The 26,416-nt window shown below is 44.9% G+C and carries 33 protein-coding genes; 23 read left to right on the top strand and 10 right to left on the bottom strand.

Going from position 1 to position 26,416, the window contains the following annotated elements; translation table 11 throughout:
- Window positions 1-76: 76 nt before the first annotated feature.
- On the top strand, window positions 77-1,393 hold the full coding sequence (locus tag ACWJJS_RS12935; protein WP_454023627.1) for a DEAD/DEAH box helicase: 1,317 nt from the start codon (window positions 77-79) through the stop codon (window positions 1,391-1,393).
- Between the two features lie 11 nt (window positions 1,394-1,404).
- Entirely contained in the window at window positions 1,405-2,298 is an 894-nt protein-coding gene (locus ACWJJS_RS12930) for a deoxyribonuclease IV (RefSeq protein ID WP_015387993.1), read from the top strand.
- Between the two features lie 28 nt (window positions 2,299-2,326).
- On the opposite strand, the gene ACWJJS_RS12925 is transcribed toward ACWJJS_RS12930, so the two are convergent.
- The gene (locus ACWJJS_RS12925; protein ID WP_003153013.1) at window positions 2,327-2,581 is read right to left on the bottom strand and encodes a DUF2624 domain-containing protein; all 255 of its coding nucleotides are present in this window, start codon (window positions 2,579-2,581) and stop codon (window positions 2,327-2,329) included.
- 118 nt (window positions 2,582-2,699) lie between these two features.
- On the opposite strand from ACWJJS_RS12925, the gene ACWJJS_RS12920 reads away from it, so the two are divergent.
- Entirely contained in the window at window positions 2,700-3,581 is an 882-nt protein-coding gene (locus ACWJJS_RS12920) for a YitT family protein (protein WP_003153016.1), read from the top strand.
- A 123-nt stretch (window positions 3,582-3,704) separates the two neighbouring features.
- Complete coding sequence (locus ACWJJS_RS12915; protein ID WP_003153018.1) at window positions 3,705-4,115, top strand: Fur family transcriptional regulator; 411 nt, start codon at window positions 3,705-3,707, stop codon at window positions 4,113-4,115.
- Between the two features lie 30 nt (window positions 4,116-4,145).
- On the opposite strand, the gene ACWJJS_RS12910 is transcribed toward ACWJJS_RS12915, so the two are convergent.
- Entirely contained in the window at window positions 4,146-4,727 is a 582-nt protein-coding gene (locus tag ACWJJS_RS12910; protein WP_007408297.1) for a nucleotidase, read from the bottom strand.
- A gap of 133 nt (window positions 4,728-4,860) precedes the next feature.
- Between ACWJJS_RS12910 and ACWJJS_RS12905 the strand changes: the two genes are divergently transcribed.
- Window positions 4,861-5,238, top strand: coding sequence for a DUF308 domain-containing protein (locus ACWJJS_RS12905; RefSeq protein ID WP_087920773.1), 378 nt, complete (start codon window positions 4,861-4,863; stop codon window positions 5,236-5,238).
- A gap of 34 nt (window positions 5,239-5,272) precedes the next feature.
- Here the strand turns inward: ACWJJS_RS12905 and ispG are convergent, their stop codons facing one another.
- From ispG to ACWJJS_RS12890, 3 genes are all read right to left on the bottom strand, one after another.
- Window positions 5,273-6,391 (bottom strand): flavodoxin-dependent (E)-4-hydroxy-3-methylbut-2-enyl-diphosphate synthase, encoded by a 1,119-nt coding sequence (ispG, locus tag ACWJJS_RS12900; protein ID WP_169510269.1) that lies wholly within the window; start codon window positions 6,389-6,391, stop codon window positions 5,273-5,275.
- A gap of 132 nt (window positions 6,392-6,523) precedes the next feature.
- Complete coding sequence (locus ACWJJS_RS12895) at window positions 6,524-6,826, bottom strand: LysM peptidoglycan-binding domain-containing protein (RefSeq protein WP_003153022.1); 303 nt, start codon at window positions 6,824-6,826, stop codon at window positions 6,524-6,526.
- Window positions 6,827-6,916: 90 nt separating this feature from the next.
- On the bottom strand, window positions 6,917-7,681 hold the full coding sequence (locus ACWJJS_RS12890) for a DUF1189 domain-containing protein (RefSeq protein WP_139890046.1): 765 nt from the start codon (window positions 7,679-7,681) through the stop codon (window positions 6,917-6,919).
- A 158-nt stretch (window positions 7,682-7,839) separates the two neighbouring features.
- On the opposite strand from ACWJJS_RS12890, the gene ACWJJS_RS12885 reads away from it, so the two are divergent.
- The 9 genes from ACWJJS_RS12885 (at window position 7,840) to pstB (ACWJJS_RS12845) (ending at window position 17,289) form a co-directional block, all read left to right on the top strand.
- A complete protein-coding gene (locus tag ACWJJS_RS12885; RefSeq protein ID WP_017418157.1) occupies window positions 7,840-8,322 on the top strand; it encodes a DUF456 domain-containing protein in 483 nt (160 codons plus the stop codon).
- Window positions 8,323-8,488: 166 nt separating this feature from the next.
- Window positions 8,489-9,094, top strand: a complete 606-nt coding sequence (gene sodA / locus ACWJJS_RS12880) for a superoxide dismutase SodA (RefSeq protein WP_003153025.1) — start codon at window positions 8,489-8,491, stop codon at window positions 9,092-9,094.
- A gap of 117 nt (window positions 9,095-9,211) precedes the next feature.
- Window positions 9,212-10,501, top strand: a complete 1,290-nt coding sequence (locus ACWJJS_RS12875) for an MFS transporter (protein WP_014305429.1) — start codon at window positions 9,212-9,214, stop codon at window positions 10,499-10,501.
- A 101-nt stretch (window positions 10,502-10,602) separates the two neighbouring features.
- Window positions 10,603-12,750, top strand: coding sequence for a peptidoglycan D,D-transpeptidase FtsI family protein (locus ACWJJS_RS12870; RefSeq protein WP_070082117.1), 2,148 nt, complete (start codon window positions 10,603-10,605; stop codon window positions 12,748-12,750).
- A 155-nt stretch (window positions 12,751-12,905) separates the two neighbouring features.
- Window positions 12,906-13,808, top strand: a complete 903-nt coding sequence (locus ACWJJS_RS12865; protein WP_094247729.1) for a phosphate ABC transporter substrate-binding protein — start codon at window positions 12,906-12,908, stop codon at window positions 13,806-13,808.
- A gap of 48 nt (window positions 13,809-13,856) precedes the next feature.
- Window positions 13,857-14,786 carry a phosphate ABC transporter permease subunit PstC gene (gene pstC, locus ACWJJS_RS12860; protein WP_007612605.1) on the top strand — a complete coding sequence of 310 codons (930 nt, stop codon included), beginning with the start codon at window positions 13,857-13,859 and terminating at the stop codon, window positions 14,784-14,786.
- The gene (gene pstA, locus ACWJJS_RS12855; RefSeq protein ID WP_094247730.1) at window positions 14,786-15,670 is read left to right on the top strand and encodes a phosphate ABC transporter permease PstA; all 885 of its coding nucleotides are present in this window, start codon (window positions 14,786-14,788) and stop codon (window positions 15,668-15,670) included. The genes pstC and pstA overlap by 1 nt, the downstream gene beginning before the upstream one ends.
- An 18-nt stretch (window positions 15,671-15,688) precedes the next feature.
- The gene (gene pstB, locus ACWJJS_RS12850; protein ID WP_070082116.1) at window positions 15,689-16,495 is read left to right on the top strand and encodes a phosphate ABC transporter ATP-binding protein PstB; all 807 of its coding nucleotides are present in this window, start codon (window positions 15,689-15,691) and stop codon (window positions 16,493-16,495) included.
- Between the two features lie 11 nt (window positions 16,496-16,506).
- The gene (pstB, locus tag ACWJJS_RS12845) at window positions 16,507-17,289 is read left to right on the top strand and encodes a phosphate ABC transporter ATP-binding protein PstB (RefSeq protein ID WP_094247731.1); all 783 of its coding nucleotides are present in this window, start codon (window positions 16,507-16,509) and stop codon (window positions 17,287-17,289) included.
- Between the two features lie 97 nt (window positions 17,290-17,386).
- Here the strand turns inward: pstB (ACWJJS_RS12845) and ACWJJS_RS12840 are convergent, their stop codons facing one another.
- Together ACWJJS_RS12840 and ACWJJS_RS12835 are read right to left on the bottom strand one after the other, a co-directional pair.
- A complete protein-coding gene (locus ACWJJS_RS12840; protein WP_176283425.1) occupies window positions 17,387-17,851 on the bottom strand; it encodes an endolytic transglycosylase MltG in 465 nt (154 codons plus the stop codon).
- Entirely contained in the window at window positions 17,848-18,201 is a 354-nt protein-coding gene (locus ACWJJS_RS12835) for a hypothetical protein (RefSeq protein WP_003153047.1), read from the bottom strand. Before ACWJJS_RS12835 ends, ACWJJS_RS12840 begins: the two co-directional genes overlap by 4 nt.
- A 347-nt stretch (window positions 18,202-18,548) precedes the next feature.
- Here ACWJJS_RS12835 and rpmG point away from each other — a divergent pair, with 347 nt between their 5' ends.
- From rpmG to ACWJJS_RS12820, 3 genes are all read left to right on the top strand, one after another.
- Entirely contained in the window at window positions 18,549-18,698 is a 150-nt protein-coding gene (rpmG, locus tag ACWJJS_RS12830) for a 50S ribosomal protein L33 (protein WP_003153056.1), read from the top strand.
- Window positions 18,699-18,776: 78 nt separating this feature from the next.
- Window positions 18,777-19,331 carry a 5-formyltetrahydrofolate cyclo-ligase gene (locus tag ACWJJS_RS12825; RefSeq protein ID WP_353575137.1) on the top strand — a complete coding sequence of 185 codons (555 nt, stop codon included), beginning with the start codon at window positions 18,777-18,779 and terminating at the stop codon, window positions 19,329-19,331.
- A 70-nt stretch (window positions 19,332-19,401) separates the two neighbouring features.
- The gene (locus tag ACWJJS_RS12820) at window positions 19,402-19,575 is read left to right on the top strand and encodes a hypothetical protein (protein WP_003153061.1); all 174 of its coding nucleotides are present in this window, start codon (window positions 19,402-19,404) and stop codon (window positions 19,573-19,575) included.
- A gap of 76 nt (window positions 19,576-19,651) precedes the next feature.
- Here ACWJJS_RS12820 and nhaC read toward each other — a convergent pair whose 3' ends face one another.
- Complete coding sequence (gene nhaC / locus ACWJJS_RS12815) at window positions 19,652-21,016, bottom strand: Na+/H+ antiporter NhaC (RefSeq protein WP_021494320.1); 1,365 nt, start codon at window positions 21,014-21,016, stop codon at window positions 19,652-19,654.
- Window positions 21,017-21,213: 197 nt separating this feature from the next.
- Between nhaC and ACWJJS_RS12810 the strand changes: the two genes are divergently transcribed.
- From ACWJJS_RS12810 to ACWJJS_RS12790, 5 genes are all read left to right on the top strand, one after another.
- Entirely contained in the window at window positions 21,214-21,423 is a 210-nt protein-coding gene (locus ACWJJS_RS12810; RefSeq protein ID WP_025852938.1) for a YqgQ family protein, read from the top strand.
- A 35-nt stretch (window positions 21,424-21,458) separates the two neighbouring features.
- Window positions 21,459-22,421 (top strand): glucose kinase GlcK, encoded by a 963-nt coding sequence (glcK, locus tag ACWJJS_RS12805; RefSeq protein ID WP_077722597.1) that lies wholly within the window; start codon window positions 21,459-21,461, stop codon window positions 22,419-22,421.
- Window positions 22,422-22,503: 82 nt separating this feature from the next.
- Entirely contained in the window at window positions 22,504-23,631 is a 1,128-nt protein-coding gene (locus ACWJJS_RS12800; protein WP_071182126.1) for a M14 family metallopeptidase, read from the top strand.
- A gap of 72 nt (window positions 23,632-23,703) precedes the next feature.
- Window positions 23,704-24,741 (top strand): YqgU-like beta propeller domain-containing protein, encoded by a 1,038-nt coding sequence (locus tag ACWJJS_RS12795; protein WP_146277167.1) that lies wholly within the window; start codon window positions 23,704-23,706, stop codon window positions 24,739-24,741.
- A gap of 5 nt (window positions 24,742-24,746) precedes the next feature.
- Entirely contained in the window at window positions 24,747-25,061 is a 315-nt protein-coding gene (locus ACWJJS_RS12790) for an MTH1187 family thiamine-binding protein (RefSeq protein ID WP_003153073.1), read from the top strand.
- 32 nt (window positions 25,062-25,093) lie between these two features.
- On the opposite strand, the gene ACWJJS_RS12785 is transcribed toward ACWJJS_RS12790, so the two are convergent.
- Entirely contained in the window at window positions 25,094-25,267 is a 174-nt protein-coding gene (locus ACWJJS_RS12785) for a DUF2759 domain-containing protein (protein ID WP_454023626.1), read from the bottom strand.
- A 154-nt stretch (window positions 25,268-25,421) separates the two neighbouring features.
- Here ACWJJS_RS12785 and ACWJJS_RS12780 point away from each other — a divergent pair, with 154 nt between their 5' ends.
- Window positions 25,422-26,060, top strand: coding sequence for an MBL fold metallo-hydrolase (locus tag ACWJJS_RS12780; RefSeq protein WP_003153077.1), 639 nt, complete (start codon window positions 25,422-25,424; stop codon window positions 26,058-26,060).
- Window positions 26,061-26,100: 40 nt separating this feature from the next.
- Here ACWJJS_RS12780 and ACWJJS_RS12775 read toward each other — a convergent pair whose 3' ends face one another.
- Window positions 26,101-26,346 (bottom strand): DUF2626 domain-containing protein, encoded by a 246-nt coding sequence (locus tag ACWJJS_RS12775; protein WP_003153078.1) that lies wholly within the window; start codon window positions 26,344-26,346, stop codon window positions 26,101-26,103.
- Between the last annotated feature and the right edge of the window lie 70 nt (window positions 26,347-26,416).

Below are 26,416 nucleotides of genomic sequence, written 5' to 3'. Positions count from 1 at the left end.
ACATGGTGTTTTTAAGTAAAATCGGTTATAATGTGATGATGGACACAGAATGTGCCGCTTTAAGGAGCTGGGAAAAATGAAAGAAACTAAATTTGATGGATACAACTTAAAACCGTTTATTATAGATGCAGTTCACCGCCTTGGTTTTTATGAACCGACAGATATTCAAAAGCGGCTGATACCTGCCGTACTGAAAAACGAAAGCGTGATCGGGCAGTCCCAGACGGGGACGGGGAAAACCCACGCCTATTTATTGCCAATTTTGAATCGGATTGATCCGGGTTCTGATACGGTGCAGGCTGTTATCACGGCGCCGACGAGAGAGCTTGCCAATCAGATTCATCAGGAAGCGCTCAAAATCACACAGGGTGCGGAAGATGAGCCGATCCGGACAAAATGCTTCATCGGCGGGACGGACAAGCAAAAATCAATTGATAAGCTGAAAACACAGCCTCATCTCGTCGTCGGAACGCCGGGCCGGATCGCGGATCTGATTAAGGCGCAGGCATTGAACGTCTATAAAGCGCAGTCTCTCGTCATTGACGAAGCAGATCTGATGCTTGACATGGGCTTTTTAGAAGACGTTGATTACATCGGATCACGGATGCCGGAAGAACTTCAGATGCTTGTGTTCTCAGCTACGATTCCGGAAAAGCTGAAGCCGTTTTTGAAAAAGTATATGGAAAATCCGAAGTACGCGCATGTTGAGCCGAAAAAAATCACAGCCGAAAAGATTGAACATGTTTTGGTTCCTTCTAAACAGCGTGATAAAGACAAACTGCTTTTTGATATGATGTCTCATCTGAACCCTTATCTGGGCATTGTGTTTGCCAATACGAAAAACACGGCTGACCATATTGCGAAATACCTGACTGAAAAGGGCATGAGGATCGGTCTTCTGCACGGGGGATTAACGCCGCGTGAGCGTAAGAAGGTAATGAAGCAGATTAATGATCTGGAATTCACTTATGTCATTGCGACAGACCTTGCGGCAAGAGGAATTGACATTAAAGGCGTAAGCCACGTCATCAACTATGAGCTTCCGGACGATCTGGATTTTTATGTTCACCGCGTCGGGAGAACCGCACGCGCCGGTTCATCAGGCCAAGCACTGACCATTTATGAGCTTTCTGACGAAGATGCGCTCGTAAGACTCGAAAAGATGGGTATTGTGTTTGAATATGCGGAGCTTGTAAACGGCGAATGGAAGAAAGGCGATGACCGCCACCGCCGCAAAAATCGCAAAAAGACGGCAAATGAGGCTGACCAAATGGCGAAACGCCTTGTGAAAAAGCCGAAAAAAGTAAAGCCGGGCTATAAAAAGAAAATGAGCTACGAAATGGAAAAAATCAGAAAGAAGCAGAGAAGAAACCAATCTAACAGAGGAAAGTAGGGGGAATCGGGTTGCTGAAAATAGGCTCACACGTCTCAATGAGCGGAAAACATATGCTCCTTGCCGCAAGCAAGGAAGCCGTTTCATACGGGGCGAACACATTTATGATCTATACGGGCGCTCCCCAAAACACGCGCCGCAAAAAAATTGAAGACTTGAATATCGAAGCGGGCCGCGCCCATATGAAGGAAAACGGCATCGATGAGATTGTCGTGCATGCGCCGTACATCATTAACATCGGAAATACGACAAATCCGGCAACGTTTGAGCTGGGTGTTGATTTTCTGCGTTCTGAAATTGAAAGAACGGCAGCGATCGGCGCGAAACAGATCGTGCTTCATCCGGGAGCGCATGTCGGAGCCGGGGCTGAGACGGGCATCAAAAAAATCATTGAAGGTTTAAACGAAGTGATTGTTCCCGGTCAAAACGTGCAGATTGCGCTGGAGACAATGGCGGGCAAAGGATCAGAATGCGGAAGAAGCTTTGAAGAGCTGGCCGAGATCATTTCGGGGGTTACGCATAATGAACATCTATCCGTCTGCTTTGACACTTGCCACACCCATGATGCAGGATATGATGTCGCCAATGATTTTGACGGCGTTCTTAACGAGTTTGATAAAATCGTCGGCATCGATCGAATAAAAGTCCTTCATGTGAATGACAGTAAAAATATTAAAGGCGCCCGGAAAGACCGCCATGAAAATATCGGGTTCGGAGAGATCGGTTTTGACGCTCTGCAGTACATCGTTCATCACGAGCAGCTTGCCGATATTCCGAAAATCCTCGAAACACCGTATGTAGGCGAAGACAAGAAAAATAAGAAGCCGCCGTACCGTTTTGAAATCGAAATGCTGAAAGAAAAGCAGTTTGATCAGGAGCTTCTTGAAAAAATATCAGCTCAATAAAAAAGGAGGGGGAATTGCCCCTCCTTTTTTATCCTGAGAATTGATTGAAAAGTTCGTCAACTTTCCGAGCCGTTTCTTTTGAGGTTATCGTTTCCACTTTTTTCAGCAGGCGCAGCCGCTCCTGTTCATCAAAAATATTGATGTTTTTTCCGTGCATCAGAGCCGCTACCTCAGCCGCTTGACTTCTCGTAATGCTGATTCCGTATTGCTTGGAATATTTCAGAAGATCGTCCGCAGTGACTTGATTGAGCCGCTGCAAAATAATTCTTTGTATTAAAATCATCGATACTTTCACCTCTTTAGACATAATGTATTGAGCAAATCATTAAAATGTTACGGCTTTTAATGGTAAAATGAAGTTGCTTACTGTTTAAAATAGTTATTACAGGAAAGGAGATTTTATGACCCCAAATAAACAGCACAAAAGAGAATCATTTTTACACTTTATCTTCAGGGTCATCATGATTCTGATCGGGGCGGGTTCAGCCGCCGTAAGTATTGAATTGTTTCTGGTCCCTAATAATTTTATCGACGGAGGCATTATCGGTGTTTCATTAATTTTAGACCACCTCTTTATGTCCAATCCCCTCCTCAATTTCGCCTTATTCGTTGTGTTACTCAACATTCCATTTATGATTTTCGGATATAAATATATCGGAAAAACATTTCTCATCTCTACTGTTATTGGAATCGTCGGTTTAGCGCTGATTGAATCCTCCTTGCACCATGTGGAGGCCATTACGACCCAGCCTATTTTGGCGACGGTATTCGGCGGGCTTTTGCTCGGTTTCGGGGTAGGCCTTGTCATCCGAAACGGAGGCTCGATGGACGGTACTGAAATACTCGGTATCCTTCTCACAAAAAAGCTGCCCTTCTCAGTCGGAGAATTCGTTATGCTCATCAATGTGTTTATTTTTATTTGGGCCGGTTTTGTGTTCGGTCCGGAGCAGGCGATGTATTCTTTCATGACTTATTATATTGCCATGAAAACGATTGACGCTGTGATCCAGGGGCTTGATGAAACAAAAGCGGTCATTATTGTGGCAGATCAGTATGCGGAAATTTCAGACGCAATCTTGCACCGGCTTGGAAGGGGAACCACCAAGCTTCAGGGAAAAGGCGGATATACGGATGAATCCAAAGAAGTCATTTACGCGGTCGTGACAAGGCTTGAAGTGACTAAATTGAAATCCATTGTGTTTGAAATTGATAAAAACGCCTTTATTACGATCATGAATACCCATGAAACGAGGGGCGGTAAGTTCAAAACCGCGATTCACTAGGCTTTCATTTACTTTTCATCATTTTATAGGTATAATTTGATACATCATAAGAAAATGGCCTGCTGTTCAGACAGCTGCCATTTTCTTTTTGGAGCGATACCGTGTTGTAAAGGGGAGGTCCTCATGAACGTACAAGAAGCGTTGAACCTGCTGAAAGAAAAAGGGTATAAATATACGAGTAAGCGAGAAGACATGCTGCAGCTTTTTGCTGATTCTGATAAATATCTGACCGCCAAAAACGTGCTTGCCGCATTAAATGACGACTATCCGGGTCTGAGCTTTGATACCATATACAGAAATCTTTCGTTATATGAAGAACTCGGCATTTTGGAAACGACGGAGCTTTCCGGAGAAAAACTGTTCCGTTTTACATGCTCTTATACCCATCATCATCACCATTTTATCTGTTTAACCTGCGGGAAAACGAAGGAAATCGAGTCCTGTCCGATGGATAAGCTGCACGATGATTTGGAAGGGTATGAAATCAGCGGCCATAAGTTTGAAATTTACGGCACCTGTCCGGCGTGCCGATAAAAAACCTCCTGCTTATACAGGAGGTTTTTTTCAGCTTTTAACATGCTGAAAGCTGTGTTTGTTTTTATTAATCCAGGCGACGGCTTCAAGCCAATTCTGCACCCTGATAATATTGGAATCGATGGGGAGCTGATTATATGGGGAGTTAAAAAGGATAACCGGAATGCCTGCTTCTTTTGCGATCATTGTCGCGTTGCCGTGGTGATCTTCGAAAAATAAATCAATGCCGTGTTTTTTGACGGCTTCCACTTTGTGATGGCCTCCGACAAGCTCAATGTGATCGTAATGAATGTCCCGGTTTGCAAACCAGTCCAGCGTAACATCTTCTAAGTGGCCGCGTCTTGCCGTAATGTAGATAAGACGGTGCTCTTCTTTCAGTCCGTCCAGTGCCTGCTTGGCAAATTCCGCGAGCTTCGCTTCTTTATATATGGCTGCTTCATGAACGTTCATCCATTCCCAAAATTCCTCGTCTGTAATGTTCAAAAGCTTCGTCAGATCATAATCAGTCATATCATCCAAGGTAATGGAAAGATGAAATGAGCGGTTTAAATAAGGGACAAATGTATCCTGTGCTGTAACTGTGCCGTCAATATCTATACCTAACCGTAACATGTCCACACTCCTATAAATTCATCCCTTCAAGTGTAACATAAACAATTAACAATACCAGAAAAGTTTAGCAAACATGAATTCGTAAAAAACGCGGAAACTAAAAAAGCTCCTTTCATAAAAGAAAAAGGGGGAATTGAAGGTGGCATACGATTACGAAAATCGAAAAGGCAACGATTACTATGTAGATCATGGATCGGAAGGAACCGATATCACGCGTGATGTTTATTCAGAAGAAACAGCGGCCGAAATCTCAGAGCCATATCGTGCTTCTGACCGGGCAGCAGACCGTGATGATAATCGGGACGGAGTAAGTGAAGGCCGGGGGATAGGGTATGCAGCATTGGCTATTTCTATCATTTCCCTGTTTGTGCTCCCTGTTTTATTAGGGGCATGCGGCATTATCGTCGGCTATATCGCCAGAAGAAGAGGAGCAGGCGCTTTAGGCGGATGGGCGATGGGAATCGGTATTGTTTCCCTTGTGCTTGGCATCTTCATTACACCGTTTTTTTAACACAACGCAAAAAAAAAGCTTGGCGGAATATCCGTCAAGCTTTTTGTGTTTCTTGTTCTGCTTTTGCTTTTTCTGCTTCAAGCTTTGCATAGTGTTCTTCTGCCAGCTTGTCGATTTCTTTTTTGAGCTCTTCGACCATTGTTTCTTCAGGGACTTTGCGGACGATTTGGCCTTTGCGGAAAAGAAGTCCTTCGCCGCGCGCGCCGGCAATCCCGATATCGGCTTCTCTTGCTTCTCCCGGTCCGTTAACGGCACATCCGAGAACCGCTACTTTAATCGGCGCTTTGACTTTTGAAATGTATTCTTCCACTTCATTTGCGATGCTGATGAGATCAATTTCGATCCGTCCGCATGTCGGGCATGAAATAAGCGTAGCCGCGTTTGAAGCGAGACCGAATGATTTCAGCAGTTCTCTGGCTACTTTCACTTCTTCAACCGGGTCGGCGCTCAGAGAGATCCGGAGCGTGTTTCCGATTCCTTTGCTTAAAATCGCTCCGAGTCCGGCCGCGCTTTTTACCGTTCCGGCAAACAGCGTGCCCGATTCTGTAATTCCGAGGTGAAGCGGATAATCAAATGCTTTTGACGCTTTTTCGTATGCTTCTATGGCGAGATTGACGTCAGAGGCTTTCATGCTGACGATGATGTCATGAAAGTCAAGGTCTTCCAGGATTTTGATATGGTGAAGCGCACTCTCAACCATTCCGTCAGCAGTCGGATAGCCGTATTTTTCTAAAATACGCTTTTCCAAAGATCCCGCGTTTACGCCGATCCGGATCGGAATTCCTTTTTCTTTCGCCGCTTTTACGACGGCTTCCACTTTTTCGCGCCGGCCGATGTTACCCGGGTTGATTCTGATTTTGTCGGCCCCGCCCTCAATTGCTTTTAATGCAAGCTTGTAGTCAAAATGAATATCGACAACGAGAGGGATGGAAATTTGTTTTTTGATGTCGGCAATCGCGTTAGCGGCGCGTTCGTCCGGACATGCCACCCGGACAATTTGGCAGCCGGCTTCGGCTAAACGGTTGATTTCCGCAACTGTTGCTTCTACGTCGTGTGTTTTGGTCGTCGTCATACTCTGAATGACGACTTCGTTATTTCCGCCTATTGTTAAAGGTCCCACTTTGACGGGACGCGTTTTTGTACGATGTGTGATTTCACTCACTTGTCAATCGCTCCTTAATTGTAGTTACCGCTTTTGCAGGCTGAGCCTTTTACATGTCAGGCAACTTCTATTTACATGTTATATTGTAACAGTGTATTTGCCGAACTGACAAGAAATTAACGTTTAATTGCGGTAGACGGGGAATTTATAAGCGGTGCCTGCCTGAATGGCGTTTGCTTTTACATTCGGATTCAGCGCTTCAAAATCTTGTGCAATATCATCTGGCGCTTTATGTGCGCCGACTATCGACATCACCGTATCGCCTTTTTTGACCGTAACCGTTCTGTATGAAGCTTCCTGTTGGGCTGGCTGTGCCGCCGCTGCGTATGCTGGAAGGTCTTGAGAAGGGATCGTGCCGATTTTAAGATCGTAAAAGATAATGAATATCACAAATAAACTGCCGAATACAAAAGTAAGCCGCTTCATTCCAACCGCCTCCCGCATACATTTTACTTCATTGTATGCTTGTCCCATTTTGTTCATGACAAAAAAGAAGACCGCCGGGGGCAGTCTTTGTTACACAGCTGTTTTACTTCGCGGTATCTCTTTTAAGACGAGGAAAAGGATGATAAAGTTTACAAACCAATTCACTAAAAATTCACTCGGCACCGTAATAACAAGCGCGCGCATGATCGTAAAGAATACGGTCGAAAGTGTAATGGAATAAGCCGAAAGCTTCCAGAGCTGCTGGTAATTCAATGTCTTTCTTTGCGCATTTTTCAATATCAGGCCGATGACGGCGAGAAATGATACTTCAATGAATTTGCCGGCCGCTGTCATGATGAACAGCAAAACGGACAGGACGGTGACGATCATTGTTTTATTTTGGTTTAATGCTGATATGATTTCTTTTTTTGTGATATCGGCAGGCATCAGCGAATAATTCATTTCTGTCGCCTGTCCGTCTACAGCAAGCACCATTTTATTTTTCAAAATGCCGATCGCATTTTGTTTCGCCGCTATTTGTTTAGCGCCGTAAGCATCTGTGGGATCAAACACGATGACGAACCCGTTCGCTTCCGTTTCCTTAGAGGCGGATGCTTTCGTCTGCAATTCTCCGTTTGAAATGCTGAAATCAGGGAAATCTTTCTTTAACACGGTTTTGAAACCGTTCATTGAGTTTACGGTGCCGGAGCAAAGGTAATAAGCGCTTGGCAGCGTAAAAAGGACAGACAGCAAAAATACATAAAGGATCGCTTTTCCTATCCCCTGAAACCGTGTTTTTGCAATATCTGCCGGAGAGTATGTACTTTTCAATAAAGCCGTAAATATGTTCAACATCTTCACTTCCTAGCCTAAACTGGTATATGTTGCTTATTGTATCGTTCACAGGGGATGAACACAAGTGAGAGTATTTAAAGCGGTGATAAGGAATCATACATAATAAGATAAAGCGGGAAGCGGTGATCGCCCGCAAAACAAAGGAGGGTGTTTTTGTCATGAGTGTTTTGTATTGGCTGATTATCATTGCGGTCTTCGTCATTGCTTTTATCGGGCTTGTATATCCGGTGATTCCAAGCGTTATTTTTATTGTGGCCGGTTTTCTTCTCTACGGATTTTTGTTTTCCTTCAGTCCTTATTCTTACCTGTTTTGGCTCATTGAGGCGGTATTTGCGGCCGTTTTATTTGCAGCTGATTATGTGTCAAATTTACTTGGCGTTAAAAGGTACGGAGGAAGCAGGGCGGCAATCTGGGGAAGCACGATCGGATTGTTGATAGGGCCCTTCGTTATTCCCGTGGCAGGCATTATAATAGGCCCGTTTATCGGTGCTGTCTGCGCTGAGGTGTTTGTTCATCAAAAGGATATCAAGTCCGCGGCAAAAGTGGGGCTCGGCTCGTTAATCGGCTTTTTAACAAGCGTGGCGGCAAAAGGCGTCATTCAGCTCTTTATGATCGGATATTTCTTATGGACGGTGCTTTAGAAAGGTTTAATTTCGGCAGTGAACGGATAAAGTGTACTATGTCTGCTGGAATCGCCGGATTGTGAGCTTTTTCATTGATTACCATGCTTTCTTTTGTTACATTGAGATTAGAAAAGTTCGCGTTAAGCGGCATTTCAGTACATATATTTAAAGGAGGAAAAAAATTATGGCTTACAAACTTCCAGAATTGCCTTACGCTTATGATGCTTTAGAACCTCATATCGATAAGGAAACGATGACGATTCATCATACGAAGCACCATAACACATACGTGACAAACCTCAACAAAGCGATCGAAGGATCAGCGCTTGCAGAGAAATCTGTAGATGAGCTTGTTGCTGATTTGAACGCAGTGCCGGAGGACATCCGCACAGCTGTCCGCAACAATGGCGGCGGACATGCCAACCACTCTTTATTCTGGACTCTTTTATCTCCGAACGGCGGAGGCGAACCGACTGGTGAGCTTGCTGAAGAGATCAAAAGCACGTTCGGAAGCTTCGATCAATTTAAAGAAAAATTCGCCGCAGCAGCTGCCGGCCGTTTCGGTTCAGGCTGGGCTTGGCTTGTTGTAAACAACGGCAAACTTGAAATTACAAGCACGCCAAACCAAGATTCACCGCTTTCAGAGGGTAAAACGCCTGTCCTCGGTCTTGATGTTTGGGAGCATGCGTACTACCTGAACTACCAAAACCGCCGTCCTGATTACATTTCAGCTTTCTGGAATGTTGTGAACTGGGATGAAGTTGCCCGTCTTTACAGCGAAGCAAAATAAATAGTTCGATCAAACAAGGTCTCCCGCGGGAGGCCTTGTTTTTTTATTGACTTTGAATCCTTTTACATATCTCAGTTTGAGTGAGACAAACTAATGTGTAGTAAAGGGGAGTCAATGATGAGCAAAATAAAAAAAATTATCGGCGACATCGAAATAAATAAAGGGCTGCTGCTGTTATTGACGATTGGCGGCCTTTACTCATTGGGCATCGCGCTGTCAAATACATTTGTCAACGTGTATTTGTGGAAGCAGTCGGGAAAATTTATTGATTTGGCCATATACAATTTGTCGGTCGTAACGATGCAGCCGGTTACCTTTCTGCTGGCCGGCCGGCTGGCTAAAAAAATTGACAGGGTGTTTATTCTCAGGTTCGGCGTTATCTTTTTGGCTGCTTTTTATTTAAGTGTGCTGCTTGCCGGAGAAACTGCGGCTTCCCGTCTCGTTTTGATAGGGGCCGTGCTCGGAGTTGGATACGGCTTTTACTGGCTGGCTTTTAATGTGCTGACGTTCGAAATCACGGAACCGGAAACGAGAGATTTTTTTAACGGGTTTTTAGGCATTTTGTCTTCATCGGCGGGCATGATCGGTCCGATTGTAGCCGGATATGTCATTTCAAGACTTGAAAACAATACGGGTTATACAATCATTTTCAGCTTGTCGCTCGGCTTATTTGCCCTTGCCGTGGTCATGAGCTTTTTTCTGAAGCGGAGGGAGTCGAAAGGCCGGTTTATGCTGAAAAAAGTTTTTGATGAGCGCCATACGAATCTGAATTGGCGCCGGATTACCAACGCGCACTTTTTTCAAGGCTTGAGAGAAGGGATTTTTGTTTTTTTAATCAGCGTATTTGTATTCATTGCGACAAACAGTGAGCTGGCGCTCGGAACATTCGGTCTCGTCAATTCCGCGGTTTCTTTTTTTGCCTATTATTTTGCATCAAGGCTCATCAAAAAAAGAGCGCGGAAAAAGGCGATTCTTATCGGCGGATTGATCTTGTACGGCGCCCTGTTTCTCATCATTTTTAAAATGAGCTTCACGACGCTCCTTTTGTACGGAGTGTTTATTGCGATCGGCTATCCAGTTCTGCTCGTGCCGTATGTCTCGCTTACATATGATGTGATAGGCCGGGCGCGTCTTGCCAGAAAAGCCAGAATTGAATACATTGTGCTCAGGGAGTTATTTTTAAATGCGGGCCGGATCGTTTCCATCCTTTGTTTCCTTGTAATCGTTACATTATTCAAGGAAAAAGTGGGAATACCGGCGGCGCTCGTGCTGCTCGGAGCCGGCCATCCGCTGATTTATTACTTTATAAAAGACATCAGACTGGATACGGAAACTTCTGATGAAACAGTAGAAGAAGACCGACAAAAACAGGCGGCGGAACCGAATTTTATAAAAGGAGAAAGATAAAAGGGTTATCTGTAGAAAAATATCGAAAAAACCTTTAGAATGAAAAATGGCACCTGAACAGAAGGTGTCATTTCTTTCTGTAAATAAGAAAAGGTGATGTCATGAGGAGAAATAAAAAGAAAATAGCTGTAAACAAAGAAAAGAAAAAATCACTGCCGATCCGGCTTAATTTTTTGTTTTTGGCCGCGTTTCTTATTTTTACTTGGATTATCGTCGAGCTTGGCATCAAGCAGATCGTTCAGGGTGATGATTATAAAAACGCCGCTAATAAGCAGGAGGAGTCTGATGTCAGCACGGCGGTTCCGAGAGGGAAAATATACGACCGGAACCTAAATCCTATCGTAACGAATAAAGCATTAAATGCGATTACATATACACGTTCAGCCTCAACCACCCAGGCGCAGCGTTTAAAAATCGCAAAAAAACTGTCGGGTATGATTAAGGTAAGCACCAAAAAGGTGACTGAGCGGGATAAAAAAGACTATTGGATGTTAACGAGGCCTGATGAAGCGAAAAAACTGATTACGGCCGAAGAAAAGCAAAAAGCTGAAGACAAAAAACTGTCTGAAGATGATTTATATCAGCTTCAGCTGAAACGTATCACAGACAAACAGCTGAATGAGCTCACTTCAAAAGATATGCAGATCCTTGCGATCAAAAGGCAGATGGATTCAGGCTATTCACTGACGCCTCAATACATCAAAAATGAAGGGGTGTCGGCAAAAGAAATGGCCGTCGTCAGCGAACATTTAGATGAACTGCCGGGAGTTGACGTGACGTCTGACTGGGAACGGTCTTATCCAAATAAAGGGTTGTTAAAATCAGTTCTCGGCAGTGTCTCAAGCTCCAATGAGGGACTCCCTTCAAATCTTCTTGAGCATTATTTGTCCCTCGGCTACAGCAGGAATGACAGAGTAGGAAAAAGTTATTTAGAGTATCAATATGAAAATCTGCTGCAGGGCCAAAAAGAGAAAGTGAGAAATGTGACAGATTCCTCTGGAAACGTAACAGATACAGAAACGGTTTCAAAAGGTAAAGCCGGGGATGATTTAGTACTCACTATAGATACCGAATTGCAAAAAGACGTTGAAAAAATTATTGAGAAAAATTTAAGGGCTGCAAAGGCAAGACCGAGTACACAGTTGCTTGACAGAGCATTTGTCGTAATGATGGATCCCCGTAATGGAGAAGTGCTTACAATGGCGGGTAAACAGATTAAACAAGCAGGCGGCAAATATAAAATTGATGATTATGCACTAGGAACAATGACTTCCTCTTATAACATGGGCTCAGCTGTAAAAGGGGCAACATTGTTAACAGGTTATCAAACAGGTGCTATAAAAATCGGAAATATATTTACGGATGAAGTTTTAAATATTAAAGATTCTCCTCCTAAAAAATCGGTAAGTGTAATGGGGCCGATAAATGATTTAACTGCACTTGAGCGTTCATCTAACGTTTATATGTTTAAAACTGCGATTGCAATTGGTAAGGGTAAATATATATCAGGACATCCACTGCCGCTTGATTACAGCGCATTTGATAAATTTCGTTATTACTTCAGTGAATTCGGTTTAGGGGTAAAAACAGGAATTGATCTGCCTAACGAAGCTACAGGATATGTGGGAACTAAAAGACAGTCAGGTTTCTTGCTTGATTTTGCGATCGGCCAATATGACACATACACTCCGCTTCAAATGGCTCAGTATGTATCGACCATTGCTAATGGCGGCTATCGTATGAAGCCCCAAGTCGTGAAAGAAGTAAGAAAACCTTCAAAAAAAGGTATCGGGGCCGTCGTTGAATCTGTTAATCCGGAAGTGATGAACCGTCTTGATATGACGGAAAGTGAAATTAAACGTGTTCAACAAGGCTTTAAACTTGTTATGAATGGAGCTCAAGGGACTGCGAGAGCAAATTTTGCTAATAAAAGTTATCACCCTGCCGGTAAAACTGGAACAGCACAAGCTTTCTATGATGGACCTATAAAATCAAGAACTGGTGCTTCTACTTATAACACAACTTTGGTGGCTTATGCTCCGGCAGATCATCCTGAAGTTGCTATTTCGGTAGTGGTTCCATGGGCTTATGAAAATTACAATGACAGGTATTCAATAACTAATGACATCGGGGAAGCAGCTCTGGACAAATACTTTGAGCTGAAAAAGAAACAAGAAGATAATAATACGAAGCAGAAAAACGAAGATAAAATTCAGGAAGACGCTGAAAACGGCAATACAAGCAACTAACAGAAAAACGCTCACAACCTGTGAGCGTTTTTTTTATACAAAAAAACATCCGGATTTACAAAACCTTAACACTTGATTTATACGCATTTTACAAGAACCCTTTACTCTATACGTGTAGGACAAATTACACATTAAATGCAGGGGGAATTCAGGAAATGAAAAAAAACAAATGGATGCTTATGCTTCTGATGGCTGCTGTTATGATTGTTGCTGCAGCATGCGGAAATGCAAAGGAAAGCGGCAAGACAGACAGTCAATCTGCAAGTGAGGATAAAAAAGCATCAGGTTCTTTAACCATTTCTGGTTCATCAGCCATGCAGCCGTTAGTACTGGCAGCGGCGGAAAAGTTTATGGAAAAACATCCGGATGCTGATGTGCAGGTGCAAGCGGGAGGTTCAGGAACAGGACTTTCGCAAGTGTCTGAAGGGGCAGTGCAAATCGGCAACTCAGATGTCTTTGCTGAAGAAAAAGAAGGCATTGATGCGAAAGCCCTAAAAGACCACCGAGTAGCGGTAGTGGCGATGGCGGCTGCGGTCAACCCCGGTGCGGGCGTAAAGGATATAACCAAAAAACAGCTGACAGACGTCTTTACAGGAAAAATTAAAAACTGGAAAGAGCTTGGCGGTAAAGATCAAAAAATTACACTCGTGAACCGTCCTGATTCATCTGGAACACGCGCTACGTTCGTCAAATATGCTCTTGACGGAGCAGAGCCTGCAGAGGGCATTACAGAGGATTCCTCCAATACAGTCAAAAAAATCATTGCGGAAACGCCGGGAGCAATCGGTTATCTGGCATTCTCTTATATAAACGATGACAAAGTAACGCCTTTATCGATCGGAGGCATCAAACCGGAAGAGAAAAACGTCGTCACAGGCGAGTATCCGATTTGGGCTTACGAGCACTCTTATACGAAAGATGAAGCGTCAGGCCTTACAAAAACGTTTCTTGACTATATGAACAGCGATGAAGTACAGAAAAGTATCGTAAAAGATCAGGGCTACATTCCGATCTCTGATATGAAAGTCACACGTGACGCAAACGGCAAGCAAAGCTGAGGGGAGGGCGGGCTCCCCGCCTCTTCTTCTTTATAGGAGTGTAAACAAATGATAAATCACAGAGAAAAAGAGTCTGTAAGCGAACGCTTAATAAGCTCAAAACAAAACAGGCAATTGGATGAAGTCCGCGGAAGGGTGATTGTGTCTGTGTGTGCCGCGATTATCATTGCGGCATCAGCGGCGATCACAATTTTTCTCGGTATAAAGGGGCTGCAATCTTTTTTTGTAAATGGTGTAAGCCCGATTGAGTTCTTAACAAGTCTGAATTGGAATCCAACCCAGGCAAAACCTGAGTTCGGCGCGCTGCCTTTTATTTTCGGATCATTTGCGGTCACGGTTCTGTCCGCTCTGATCGCAGCGCCCCTCGGTATTGCGGGTGCCGTGTTTATGACGGAAATTGCGCCGACTTGGGGAAAGAAGGTGCTGCAGCCGGTAATTGAGCTGCTTGTCGGCATTCCGTCCGTCGTTTATGGATTCATAGGTCTTACAGTATTGGTTCCGTTTATCGGCTCTTTTAAATCAAGCGGAACGGGTCACAGCCTTCTGGCGGGGACGATCGTACTCTCGGTAATGATTCTGCCGACTGTTACATCGATTTCCGCTGATGCGCTTGCGTCACTTCCGAAACACCTTCGCGACGGTTCATATGCGCTTGGTGCGACGAGGTGGCAGACAATCAGAAAGGTGCTTATCCCGGCGGCGTTTCCGACATTGCTGACCGCTGTCGTGCTCGGGATGGCAAGAGCGTTCGGAGAAGCACTCGCCGTACAGATGGTTATCGGAAATACAAAGCTTCTGCCGGAAAGCCTGCTTGATACGGCGGGAACATTAACGACGATTATCACGTTAAACATGGGCCATACCACATACGGCAGTATTGAAAATAATACGTTATGGTCTATGGGGCTTGTTCTTCTCATCATGTCGTTTCTGTTTATATTGCTCATACGCTACTTGTCATCTAGGAGGAAAGTGTAATGAACCGGAAAATAACGGATAAATTGGCCACCGGTGTATTCGGGTTATGCGCCGCTGTAATCGCGGCGATTTTGGCAGGATTGTTTTTGTACATTCTTATTCACGGCGTCTCTGAAATCTCCTTGCATTTTCTTACGTCAAAATCGAGCGCCATTGCGTCAGGCGGCGGAATACGGGATCAGCTTTTTAACTCCTTTTACATTCTGTTTATCACCATGCTGATCACGATACCGCTTGGTGTGGGGGGCGGCGTCTTTATGGCTGAATATGCGCCCCGAAATAAAATCACCGATTTTATCAGAACGTGTATTGAGGTGCTGTCTTCGCTTCCGTCCATTGTCATCGGGATGTTCGGCATGCTGATGTTTGTAAACCTGACCGGATGGGGCTACACGATTATCGGGGGCGCGCTCGCATTAACGGTCTTTAACCTTCCCGTTATGGTCCGGGTGACAGAAGGCGCGCTCACTGCAGTCCCTAAGGAGCTGAAAGAAGCTTCTCTCGCTTTAGGCGTATCGAGATGGCATACCGTCAAAACGGTGCTGATTCCGAGTGCGATTCCTTCAATTTTAACCGGAGCCATTCTGGCATCAGGAAGAGTATTCGGAGAAGCGGCCGCATTGTTATTTACAGCTGGGCTGACAACGCCGCGGCTGAACTTTACGGATTTGAACCCGTTTTCTGAATCATCTCCTTTCAACATTTTCAGGCCGGCTGAGACGCTGGCGGTTCATATATGGAGTGTCAATACGCAGGGAATTATCCCTGACGCCGAAGCGATTGCAAACGGCGGCTCGGCGGTGCTGGTGATTTCGGTTCTCTTGTTTAACCTTTCTGCGAGATGGCTCGGGTCTGTCATTTATAAAAAGCTTACGGCAAATTAATCGGAAAGAGGCGAAAACATGATTGATCACATCATCAGGGAACAAGCGGAACAGACAAAGCGTTCGCCGGAGTCTTCGATTTTGGAAGTGAAGCATTTATCAATTTATTACGGTGACAAACAAGCGGTAAAAGATGTAAACATGAATATTGAAAAACATGCGGTGACGGCTCTGATCGGTCCGTCAGGCTGCGGGAAATCAACATTTTTGAGACAGATTAACAGAATGAACGATGCCATTGCTTCGGCAAGAAGCGAGGGAGAGATCCTTTATGAAGGGCTGAATATTTTGGGTGAAGCGATTAATGTCGTGTCTCTCAGACGGGAGATCGGTATGGTGTTTCAAAAACCGAATCCGTTCCCGAAATCCATTTACAATAACATCACACATGCGCTGAAGTATGCAGGGGAACGCAGGAAAGCCGTTTTGGATGATGCGGTCGAGGAAAGCTTAACGAAGGCGGCGCTTTGGGATGAAGTCAAAGACCGGCTTCATTCATCGGCTCTGTCGTTATCAGGCGGCCAGCAGCAGCGCCTTTGTATCGCCCGTACGCTTGCGATGAAACCTGCCGTGCTTCTTTTAGATGAACCGGCATCCGCTCTGGACCCTATTTCAAACGCCAGAATCGAGACGCTTTTGACAGAACTGAAAAAAGATTATTCGATTATTATCGTTACGCATAACATGCAGCAGGCGCTGAGGGTGTCTGACCGAACGGCTTTCTTTTTAAACGGGGAAGTGGTGGAATACGGGCAGACAGAACAAATTTTTACGAGTCCTAAAGCGCAAAAGACAGATGACTACATTAACGGAAAGTTCGGATAGGGGGAAGGACTGTGAGTCTTGTGAAGGAAGCGGTGCACACACAGAATTTATTTGATATTCACGGCATGAACGTATGGTACGGAGCCCATCAGGCTTTAAAAGACATTACGATCGGTTTTGAGGAGCGGAAGGTAACTGCGATCATCGGTCCGTCCGGCTGCGGGAAATCCACTTTTATTAAAACATTAAATTTAATGCTGCAAATGGATCCGAATGTCAAAGTGACAGGCGACATGATCTATAACGGGCGCAATCTGCTGAAGGAAAAGACGGATGCGGCAGAATTAAGAAAACAGATCGGTATGGTGTTTCAAAAAGGCAATCCGTTTCCCCAGTCAATATTTGAGAATGTCGTGTACGGTCCGAGAATTCACGGCGAAAAAAATAAAAAGAAACTGCTTGAAATCGCTGAGGAATCTTTAAAAGCAGCTGCGCTCTGGGATGAAGTGAAGGATCGCCTTCACCAGCAGGCGCTTTCACTGTCAGGCGGTCAGCAGCAGCGCCTGTGCATCGCAAGGGCGCTCGCCACCAAACCGGACGTCCTTCTGATGGATGAACCGACGTCCGCTCTTGATCCCGTGTCCACGCGGAAAATAGAAGAGCTGATTTTGATATTGAAAGAAAAGTATACAATCGTCATTGTGACTCATAACATGCAGCAGGCTGCGAGGGTCTCTGATCAAACCGCGTTTTTCTATATGGGCGAACTGGTGGAGTGGGGCGATACAGGAAAAATATTTTGTCAGCCGGATCATCAAAAAACACATGATTATATCACCGGAAAATTCGGATAAAAAAACGGGCCCGGCCATTGACCGGGTCCTTTTTATATGCCTATTAAAAAAGCCTGCCGGCCGTATCCATCTGAATGGACGATGCCTGCAAGCTTTTTTAGCGGGTTAATGTTTTGACGATTTTTTTAAAGCTCATATCTGAGTCGACTTTGAAATGGCCGGCACGGATTTCTTTGTGGTAGCCTGCGTCAATGACGTAATCATTGAAGTCTTTCGCTGAAGGAATAATCCCTTCTTTTTCAAGAATGGATGACACATCAGCAGTGCTCATTCCGTCTTTAATCGTCAGTTTGTATGTTACTTTTTTCTTTTTAGCGTCTATGTTTTGGTCGTTGTTTAATGATTTTTCTTTAGAATCAAGCAGTTTTTGATAGTCATCCCGGTTGACGGAGACTTTGTGCTGATCGTCGAGGTAGCTGTTTACTTCTTTTTCTGTCAATGCTGTTTTTTCGGTTTTAACGGCGGCTGCCTGGTCATGGTCAGTCAAATAGAAGACAGCGGCGAGAACGGCCGTCGCTAAAATCATGCCTGCTGCAAAAGCCTGAATGCCCCGTTTTGTCATACGAGCACCTTCTCATTATCTTTAATAATGGTATTGACGTCCTCGACAGACACGTGCTCCGCTTTTGCGATGGCTTCCGCAGACATTCCGTTGTTATATTTTGAAATGATTTGTTTGGCGATTTTTTGGTTAATGCCGCTGCTTTTGGCTTTGCGGATCACGAGGTTGGTTTCCAGCAATTCTTCTTCAAGCACCGTCATTTTCTTTTTCAACTTGTAAATTTCCTGCATGGCGGAAAGCTGAAGCGTTTCTAGCTCCTGTTCCACGTCTTTCATCGGATCTCTTTGAGAATATGAGAATGCAATAAGCGCTATACTGACGATAAACAACGCAATAATAGCAATTTCCACGTTTCATCACCTTCTATTATTAATTTGCCCTTCTTTTTTATACCATAAAACGCCGCCATTCTAAAGGAAATAGAGAAAAAAACGGAATTTTGTCGGAAAATCTTTTTTACTCGGGGAGCAAACGGTTATTTCTCTATAGATTTCGTATCGGAAAGCCCTTTTTTGTCCTGTTTCGTCATATTTTGCCTTCTTCTGACGCAAGCTCATTCAGAGGATCAGAAGCGTAAACTGATGTTTTCTGCACTTAAACAACATTTCATGTAAATCAGCTCTAGCATTCCGTCCATTATAGTGGTATTATATATAAGTCTGAATAAGTAAATGATATTTAGTTTGGAGGGAAAATAATGCGCGTTAATATTACTTTGGCTTGCACTGAATGTGGTGAGCGTAACTATATTTCTAAAAAGAACAAACGCAACAATCCGGACCGCGTTGAATTTAAAAAATATTGCCCACGTGATAAAAAATCTACGTTACACCGTGAAACAAAATAAGCTGTTTAACACAGCGGAAAAAGCTGGAGCTTTCAATAAAGTTCTGGCTTTTTTGTCTTTCAGGGAGGTTTGAGAAACGTGAAAGCACAAATCAGAACCGATATAAAAGCAAAGCTTTCTGACATGACAGAAAGTGAATGGGAGAAAAAATGCCGCAGCATGCGTGAAACGCTGTTTTCTTTAAAAGAATGGAAACAGGCCCGCGTGATCGCCGTTACCATCTCGACACGCCTGGAAATTCCGACACGGCCGATTATTGAACAGGCCTGGCAAGAGAAAAAACAAGTCTGTATCCCAAAATGCTTTCCGCAGACGGGAGCAATGGAGTTCCGTACATTTTCTGCGTATGATCAGCTGGAAACCGTATATGCGGGCCTCAGTGAACCGATCGGGAGTCTGACGGAAAAAGCCGCCCAAAATGACATTGACCTTGTGATTGTGCCCGGCGTGGCTTTTGACCGGGAAGGCTTCAGAATCGGATACGGCGGAGGATATTATGATCGGTACCTGTCCGGTTATAAAGGCCGTACCGTGTCGCTTCTCTTTGACTGCCAGCTGACAGACCGCATTCCCCGCATGCCCCACGATATTCCGGTCGATATGATCGTGACTGAATCTGAAACCATCGCTTAATCGCATAAAAAACTTCTTGCACCGGAATAATTCTCGCTGTTTGACAAACGATAGGGGCAGGAGGGATAAGATGAAAAAATTGTTGATCTACTCATTATGCGCCGTATCTGTTTTAGCCGTTTACCAAAACCGCTACCGTCTGATGAACAGCGTGCTCAGCCAGCCGGGGATCAGACGGACATTCATTCATTTCTTTTTAAAAATACCGTTTATCAGAAACAAATTCATTCAGCAGGCATTTTAAACAAATCCCGTTTTTTCAGCGGGATTTTTTGCATAAGAAAACCTGCCGGTAAAAAACGGCAGGTTTTCTCGTATTGTCAGCTTTTTTTCAGGAAACCGAGCAGAATTGAGATCATAGGAGAAATGTACAGGAAAAAGGTAAACGGCAGGTAGTCGATGACGGAAACCCCTAATGCGCTTGCCATAAAAGCGCCGCTTACTCCCCAGGGAATCAGCGGGTTGATCAATGTTCCGCCGTCCTCAAGCGACCGCGCAAGGTGAATCCGCTTAATACTGAGCTTGTCATATAAAGGTTTATAAGATTGACCCGGAATTAAGATCGACAAATACTGCTCACCTGTCGCAAGGTTTACGCCTATACTTGAGAAGACGGTCGCCATGACAAGACGTCCTTTCGTATGCACGCCTTTTATCAATCCTTGAAGCAGCGCCGCGATCAGGCCCGTTTTTTCCATCAGGCCGCCGAGCGCAAAGGCGATCATGATCAGAGAGACTGATCCCATCATCGATTGGAGCCCGCCTCTGTTGATAATGCTGGCCACAGCCTGGTCGCCGGTTTTAAACGCCGTCCCGCTTTGCAGGGCGGATATAAATCCTTGAATGCTGCTGTCAGGAATAAAAACAGCAGTCAGAAGCCCTGCGGAAATAATACCGGCGGTAAGCACCGGAATCACGGAAACCCGTCTCACAGCTAAAATGATCACCAACAGAGGTGAAAGAAGCGACCAAGGCGTAACGTGCACGGCCTCTTTTATTCCGGAAATGACCGCCTCAATATTTTGCGTTGAAGCGGCATTTATTGAAACAGATGAACCGAGAATATAAAAAAGAACGATCGTGATCAGCAGTGCCGGAACGGTGGTGCCCATCATATGGCGAATATGCTTAAAAATCGGAATTTCGCCGATTCCGGCGGCAAAATTCGTCGTGTCGGACATCGGTGACATTTTATCACCGAAACAAGCTCCGCAAATGACTGCTCCCGCCGTCCATTCGAGCGGAACTCCCGCCGCGCTTGCTACCCCTAACAGCGCGACGCCGATTGTACTGACAGTTGTCAGACTTGAGCCGACAAGCGTGCTGATAATCATGCAGGAAAATAATGCAGTCAAAAGTAGCTGACTCGGCTGTATAATTGACAAAGCGTAAACGGTGACGGTGGGAATGGCGCCGCTGTACATCCAGGCGCCGATCAGCACACCGATCAAAGCCAGCACGATAATCGGCTGCACACCGTTTTTCAATCCGCTGACAATTCCTTTTTCAAGACTGTCCCACGAGAAACCGAGCCATAAACCTGCCAGAGACAGAATAATGACGCAAAAGAACAGCGGCATATGCGGCTCTGTATGAAAGAAAAACAGGCAGGAAATAATGACTGCTAACATCAAGACAAATAAACTGATGGCTGAGATGAACGTCAGCCTTTTTTCTTGTTTCAAAACAACACCCCATCAAACTTTAATCCTTTTGTGCTTTTGGGCACGAAAGTATTGTAACAGAAAAACGCATAAATGAGTGTTTTTTTACAATTGTGAATATACAATTTATGAAAATAATACAAGGATATTTTCTCCAATCGTTTTTTGCTTGACGCCCGGATCAGAGATGAAATACGCTTATACTAAGAAGAATAGAAATGGTGAAGAAGATGAATTCATTTTATGACGTGCAGCAGCTGTTTAAGTCATTCGGACATATCGTTTATTTCGGTGACAGACAAGCCGAAATTGACTTTATGAAAGATGAATTAAAGGAAATGTACTTGTCAAACGTGATTGAAAGAGAATTATGGCAAAAAGCCGCCGGAGTTCTTCAGAGAGAATCGGAGCGGATCAAAGACAGATAACACAGCAGGATTTTAAATAAGAAAAGGAGATTATTATGGAAGATACATGGTTTGCGGGGATTGATCTTGGCGGAACGACCATCAAGCTGGCCTTTATCAACATGTACGGTGAAATTCAGCATAAATGGGAAGTTCCGACCGATAAATCAGGAAACACAATTACGGTCACGATCGCCAAAGCGCTTGATCAGAAGCTGGAAGAACTGAACAAGCCGAAACGGATCGTAAAATGGATCGGAATGGGAGCGCCCGGACCCGTGGAAATGGCGACGGGAATGGTCTATGAGACGACAAATATGGGGTGGAAAAACTATCCGCTGAAAGACCATCTCGAGGCGGAAACGGGTATTCCGGCCGTCATTGAAAACGATGCCAATATCGCGGCGCTCGGAGAAATGTGGAAGGGTGCAGGTGACGGGGCCAAAGATGTCATTTTAGTGACGCTCGGAACCGGAGTCGGCGGAGGCATCATCGTCAACGGAGAAATCGTTCACGGTAAAAACGGGGCCGGCGGAGAAATCGGTCATATTTGCAGTATTCCGGAAGGAGGAGCTCCGTGCAATTGCGGAAAATCCGGCTGCATCGAAACGATTGCGTCCGCAACCGGCATCGTCCGCATCGCGAAAGAAAAGCTTGCAGCGGTTTCCGACTCTTCGCTCTTAAAAGTGCGCGATCTGACGGCACGTGACGTGTTCGAAGCGGCTAAACAGCAGGATAAGACAGCGCTTGAAGTCGTTGATTACGTCGCAAAACATTTAGGCCTCGTGCTCGGAAATCTGGCAAGCGCCATGAATCCGACGAAAATCGTGCTCGGCGGAGGCGTGTCTAAAGCGGGTGAAATCCTGCGGTCAAAAGTGGAAGAGACCTTCAAAATCACCGCGTTCCCGCGTTCTGCGGAAGCGGCCGATATTTCGATTGCGGCACTTGGAAATGACGCCGGAGTCATCGGCGGGGCGTGGATTGCCAAAAATGAATGGCTCAAACATCAAAACTGCTGAAGAAAGTCTGCCTGCCCATATCGCGGGCAGCTTTCTTTTTTTATCTCCCCTGTCATATAGTTTTAAAAAAAGGGGGATGAACATGGCGGGAATTCGTGTCAAACCTGAATTGAAACAGCATATGAAAGATATTGCAAAGGTGCTTTCAATTGATGAAAAACTGTTGAAAGCCGCTGATAAAATGGCGGAAAGCGATGAATTATTTTGTCCCGGCTTTGCCGTGAGCGGGCAGTCAGAGGGTCCGCCGCTTGAGACGCTGAGCGGGCTTTCGCGATACATCCGGCACTGTGAAAGCGTTCTTTCCGCTGATCAATGGGTGAAGGAAGAAAAGGTGTACGGCTCCCAATCGGTTTATGAAGAAATTGAGAAAATAACGGATGTCTTTCCGTTTGTCACATGCCGTAAAATCGGCAGTTCCGTATTGGGAAAGCCGCTTTATGAGCTGAAAATAGGTGCGGATACGGCCGAAAGAAAAGTCCATGTAAACGCCTCATTTCATGCCAATGAATGGATCACCACCTCGGTCGCGCTTAAATGGTGTAAAGAATATTGCGCGGCATTATGCGAAAATAAAACCGTTTTCGGGCACTCTGCGCTTGATATATTCAGCCGGACATCATTGTCATTCGTTCCGCTCGTAAATCCCGACGGGGTTGATCTCGTGCTTTACGGGTGTGAAGATTTATCAGAAAAAAATGAATTTCTCAACGAATTAAATGAGTACCGCCCGGATTTCCGCGAATGGAAGGCGAATATAAACGGTGTGGATTTAAATAAACATTTCCCATCCAATTGGGATATTGAACAAAGGCGCAAACCGAAAGCCCCTTCATACCGTGATTTTCCGGGAACGGCGCCGCTCACTGAACCGGAGGCGCAGGCAATGCACCGGATGATAACGGAACAGCCGCCTGACCGGCTGATCGCGCTTCATACGCAGGGAGAAGAGATTTACTGGGGATACGAAGGATGTGAACCGGAGCAATCATCTCAGATGATTCGGGAGTTTGAAGCGATAAGCGGAAACCGCTATCAAGGCGTTAAAACCATTGACAGCCATGCCGGTTTTAGGGATTGGTTTATACAGCAGTATGGAAAAGAGGGCTATACCATTGAGCTCGGGAAGGGAAAAAACCCTTTGCCTTTTCATCAGTTTGCTGATATTTATCAAGCGACGGAAGGTATTTTGTGGAGGTCGCTTGTTTTTTGAGACATCTGTGAAATTTCTCATTTGTTTACATAAACAAATATGGGACAATAGAAAAGAATGGAGGGAAGGCTGATGAGATACTTGGTTTGTGTTCTGCTGTCCGCATTCGTTCTGTGTTTAGCGGCCTGTGAACCATCTCATCAGCAGCAAGACACAGGCGTTTCGGCAAAATCGGCAGAACAGAAAATCGTTCCGCTCAGTAAAAAGGAAGCGGAAAAAACGGAAGGATGGCTGGATAACAGAACAATTCTGTATACAGCACATCATCAGCTGATGAAATATGATCTTTTCAGCGGAAAGTCCGAACGGCTCTATGAAACAAAGGGCAATATTGTCAATGTAAAGATCAGCCGGAAAAAACAGCTGATTCTTGTACAGGTGACAAGCAGCGGTCAGACTGAGCTTGTGCTTATAAACAAGCAGGGGAAAAGACTTTATCACAAAGCCTTTAACTCTTATGAGCTGGAGACGGCTTGGAATCCGTATGACCCGTATCAAATGATGATTACCGTTTTTACTGAAACATGGGACTTCACAGCCTATACGGCCGATATGAACAATGGCATTTTAAAAAAGAGTCCCGTTCAGGCCCCTTTTGTTCATTGGACCTCCCCTAATGAATTCCAATATATCAAGCAAGGAAAAACGGAGGAAGAGGGTCCTTTATATTCTTATGACTTGCAGACGAAAAAAGAAAAAAGAGTGCTTCATCACGTCATCTGGGCTGATTCCCGCCCGGGCATGACGATTGCCGTCAGACAAACGGATCAATCGGACGGAGACGGCGAGTTCCTTTTCCAAAAGCCGGCATCCGTGACACACCGCTTTCCTCTCCAAAAAAAGTATGAGAGCTTTGCGCCGATGGAATATGATTACGATCAGACACACAAGCGGTTTTACATATTTAAGCCTGAAGGCCGCTCTTACAATCTGATCAGCTTTGACTTAGGAGACGAACGGGAGCGGACGGTGCTCAAAAACACGGAAATGGAGCCGATTCAGATCTCTCCGAACGGGGAATACGCTTTATACGGCTTTACGTATGACCGTCTGATTTCACTGAAAACAGGCATGACAGAACCAATCATAACAAATGAAAAAGGAGTTTGAACCAAATGGCAATTGCAGATGTCACAATCATTCCGATCGGAACAAAAACACCGAGCGTCAGTGAGTATGTAGCGGATGTGCAAAACATTTTGGAGGGTTACAAAGCTGCCGGCAAAATCAAATTTCAGCTCACGCCGATGAACACGTTGATTGAAGGTGAGCTGAGCGACTTATTCGCAGTCATTCAGGACATTCACGAAGCCCCGTTTCAAAAAGGGCTGCACAGAGTGGCGACAAATATCCGCATTGATGACAGACGTGATAAAGAAACGACGCTGGAGAGCAAAATCAAAAGTGTCAGCAAACATTTGCAGCAATAAAAAATAAGCCTGTATCCATTGGATACAGGCTTTTAATGTGCAGTCGGATAGCCGCTGGTTACAACGGTCATTACGGTAAACCAGCCAAACACGCCCAGCGTGGCGACGGCTAACAAAAATCCCAGGATATTTCTCTGTCTGACAGCCCGCAGGACTCCTAATACAGCTAATAATGCGACAAGGCCGAAGATTACAACAAGTAACATCATGCTCCTCCTTTGTCATTGGAACCTGAAAATCTTTCCATTTTATTTTAACCGTTTTCATTTTGTTTGTCGATAGCGTTTTCCCGGCCGCATTCATTGAATCTTCCGCAGAAAACCTTCATAATAAGGGCATATACATAAAGAGGTGATGAAAGTGAAATGGAGACGAATGCCGGCCGGTCCGATTCAGGCAAACGCGTATTTTCTTGTCAGTGAGGATCAGTCCTGTCTTATTTTTGATCCGGGCGGGGAAGCGGACAAAATCAACAATTACATAAAAGAAAACAATCTGAAGCCGCTGGCTATCTTACTGACGCACGCCCATTTTGACCATATCGGCGCACTTGACGAAGTAAGAGACAGATGGGATGTTCCCGTCTATCTTCACAAAAATGAAGAAAAGTGGCTGGAGGACTCTTCCTTAAACGGATCAGGCATATTGCGGGGCATTGCCGTAACGGCACGGCCCGCCGAACGGCTCATCGAAGGCGACGGCATTTTGGACATCGGGCCTTTCCATTTGGAGACATTGTTTACGCCGGGACATTCACCGGGAAGCGTTTCTTATTATGTGAAGGACGCGGATCTGGTGATTTCAGGTGATGTGCTCTTTCAGGGAGGCATCGGCCGAACTGATTTACACGGCGGAAGTCAGGACGTATTGCTTGATTCCATTCATCAAAAACTGCTCACGCTTCCCGGACATACACTTGTATTAAGCGGGCACGGGCCGGAAACGGACATCCAGACAGAGCAGGAGCGAAACCCGTTTATCAATGGTTTTTCACTGTAAATGAAAAAAGACAGACCATAATCGGTCTGTCTTTTTCTGTTCAATGGGTTCCGCCGCCCGGTGTCATAATAAAAATAGAGTAATATGTAAATCCGGCGAAAAATACGGTTAAGTAAGCTCCAAAAATATAAATATACATCCGCTCAGTCAGATTCAAATAAGAAAGAAATACGAAAAAGATCGTCTGTCCAAAAAACAAAAGAGAAGCGTCTTTCATGCCCCCTAGAAAAAACATGACTGCAAATATCCCCGTCCAAAATCCTAACACCCGGAACATGCGATTCATTCCTTATCCCCTCCCGAGAGTCTATCTGAAGTTTATTATAATAGATCGGCACTCAAAATGTAAACATTTT

It is taken from the genome of Bacillus sp. JK106, from assembly GCF_053663355.1.
Note: the sequence above shows the minus strand (reverse complement) of the source record. Positions and strands in the feature narration are given on the sequence as shown.

Bases quoted from the DNA above. Each gene is read 5' to 3' on its own strand.
- ACWJJS_RS12935 (WP_454023627.1), top strand. From the start codon at position 77: ATGAAAGAAACTAAATTTGATGGATACAACTTAAAACCGTTTATTATA.
- ACWJJS_RS12925 (WP_003153013.1), bottom strand. From the start codon at position 2,581: ATGATTTTAATACAAAGAATTATTTTGCAGCGGCTCAATCAAGTCACT.
- ACWJJS_RS12920 (WP_003153016.1), top strand. From the start codon at position 2,700: ATGACCCCAAATAAACAGCACAAAAGAGAATCATTTTTACACTTTATC.
- ACWJJS_RS12915 (WP_003153018.1), top strand. From the start codon at position 3,705: ATGAACGTACAAGAAGCGTTGAACCTGCTGAAAGAAAAAGGGTATAAA.
- ACWJJS_RS12910 (WP_007408297.1), bottom strand. From the start codon at position 4,727: ATGTTACGGTTAGGTATAGATATTGACGGCACAGTTACAGCACAGGAT.
- ACWJJS_RS12895 (WP_003153022.1), bottom strand. From the start codon at position 6,826: ATGAAGCGGCTTACTTTTGTATTCGGCAGTTTATTTGTGATATTCATT.
- ACWJJS_RS12890 (WP_139890046.1), bottom strand. From the start codon at position 7,681: ATGTTGAACATATTTACGGCTTTATTGAAAAGTACATACTCTCCGGCA.
- ACWJJS_RS12885 (WP_017418157.1), top strand. From the start codon at position 7,840: ATGAGTGTTTTGTATTGGCTGATTATCATTGCGGTCTTCGTCATTGCT.
- sodA (WP_003153025.1), top strand. From the start codon at position 8,489: ATGGCTTACAAACTTCCAGAATTGCCTTACGCTTATGATGCTTTAGAA.
- ACWJJS_RS12875 (WP_014305429.1), top strand. From the start codon at position 9,212: ATGAGCAAAATAAAAAAAATTATCGGCGACATCGAAATAAATAAAGGG.
- ACWJJS_RS12870 (WP_070082117.1), top strand. From the start codon at position 10,603: ATGAGGAGAAATAAAAAGAAAATAGCTGTAAACAAAGAAAAGAAAAAA.
- ACWJJS_RS12865 (WP_094247729.1), top strand. From the start codon at position 12,906: ATGAAAAAAAACAAATGGATGCTTATGCTTCTGATGGCTGCTGTTATG.
- pstC (WP_007612605.1), top strand. From the start codon at position 13,857: ATGATAAATCACAGAGAAAAAGAGTCTGTAAGCGAACGCTTAATAAGC.
- pstA (WP_094247730.1), top strand. From the start codon at position 14,786: ATGAACCGGAAAATAACGGATAAATTGGCCACCGGTGTATTCGGGTTA.
- pstB (WP_070082116.1), top strand. From the start codon at position 15,689: ATGATTGATCACATCATCAGGGAACAAGCGGAACAGACAAAGCGTTCG.
- ACWJJS_RS12840 (WP_176283425.1), bottom strand. From the start codon at position 17,851: ATGACAAAACGGGGCATTCAGGCTTTTGCAGCAGGCATGATTTTAGCG.
- rpmG (WP_003153056.1), top strand. From the start codon at position 18,549: ATGCGCGTTAATATTACTTTGGCTTGCACTGAATGTGGTGAGCGTAAC.
- ACWJJS_RS12820 (WP_003153061.1), top strand. From the start codon at position 19,402: ATGAAAAAATTGTTGATCTACTCATTATGCGCCGTATCTGTTTTAGCC.
- ACWJJS_RS12810 (WP_025852938.1), top strand. From the start codon at position 21,214: ATGGTGAAGAAGATGAATTCATTTTATGACGTGCAGCAGCTGTTTAAG.
- glcK (WP_077722597.1), top strand. From the start codon at position 21,459: ATGGAAGATACATGGTTTGCGGGGATTGATCTTGGCGGAACGACCATC.
- ACWJJS_RS12800 (WP_071182126.1), top strand. From the start codon at position 22,504: ATGGCGGGAATTCGTGTCAAACCTGAATTGAAACAGCATATGAAAGAT.
- ACWJJS_RS12795 (WP_146277167.1), top strand. From the start codon at position 23,704: ATGAGATACTTGGTTTGTGTTCTGCTGTCCGCATTCGTTCTGTGTTTA.
- ACWJJS_RS12790 (WP_003153073.1), top strand. From the start codon at position 24,747: ATGGCAATTGCAGATGTCACAATCATTCCGATCGGAACAAAAACACCG.
- ACWJJS_RS12785 (WP_454023626.1), bottom strand. From the start codon at position 25,267: ATGTTACTTGTTGTAATCTTCGGCCTTGTCGCATTATTAGCTGTATTA.
- ACWJJS_RS12775 (WP_003153078.1), bottom strand. From the start codon at position 26,346: ATGAATCGCATGTTCCGGGTGTTAGGATTTTGGACGGGGATATTTGCA.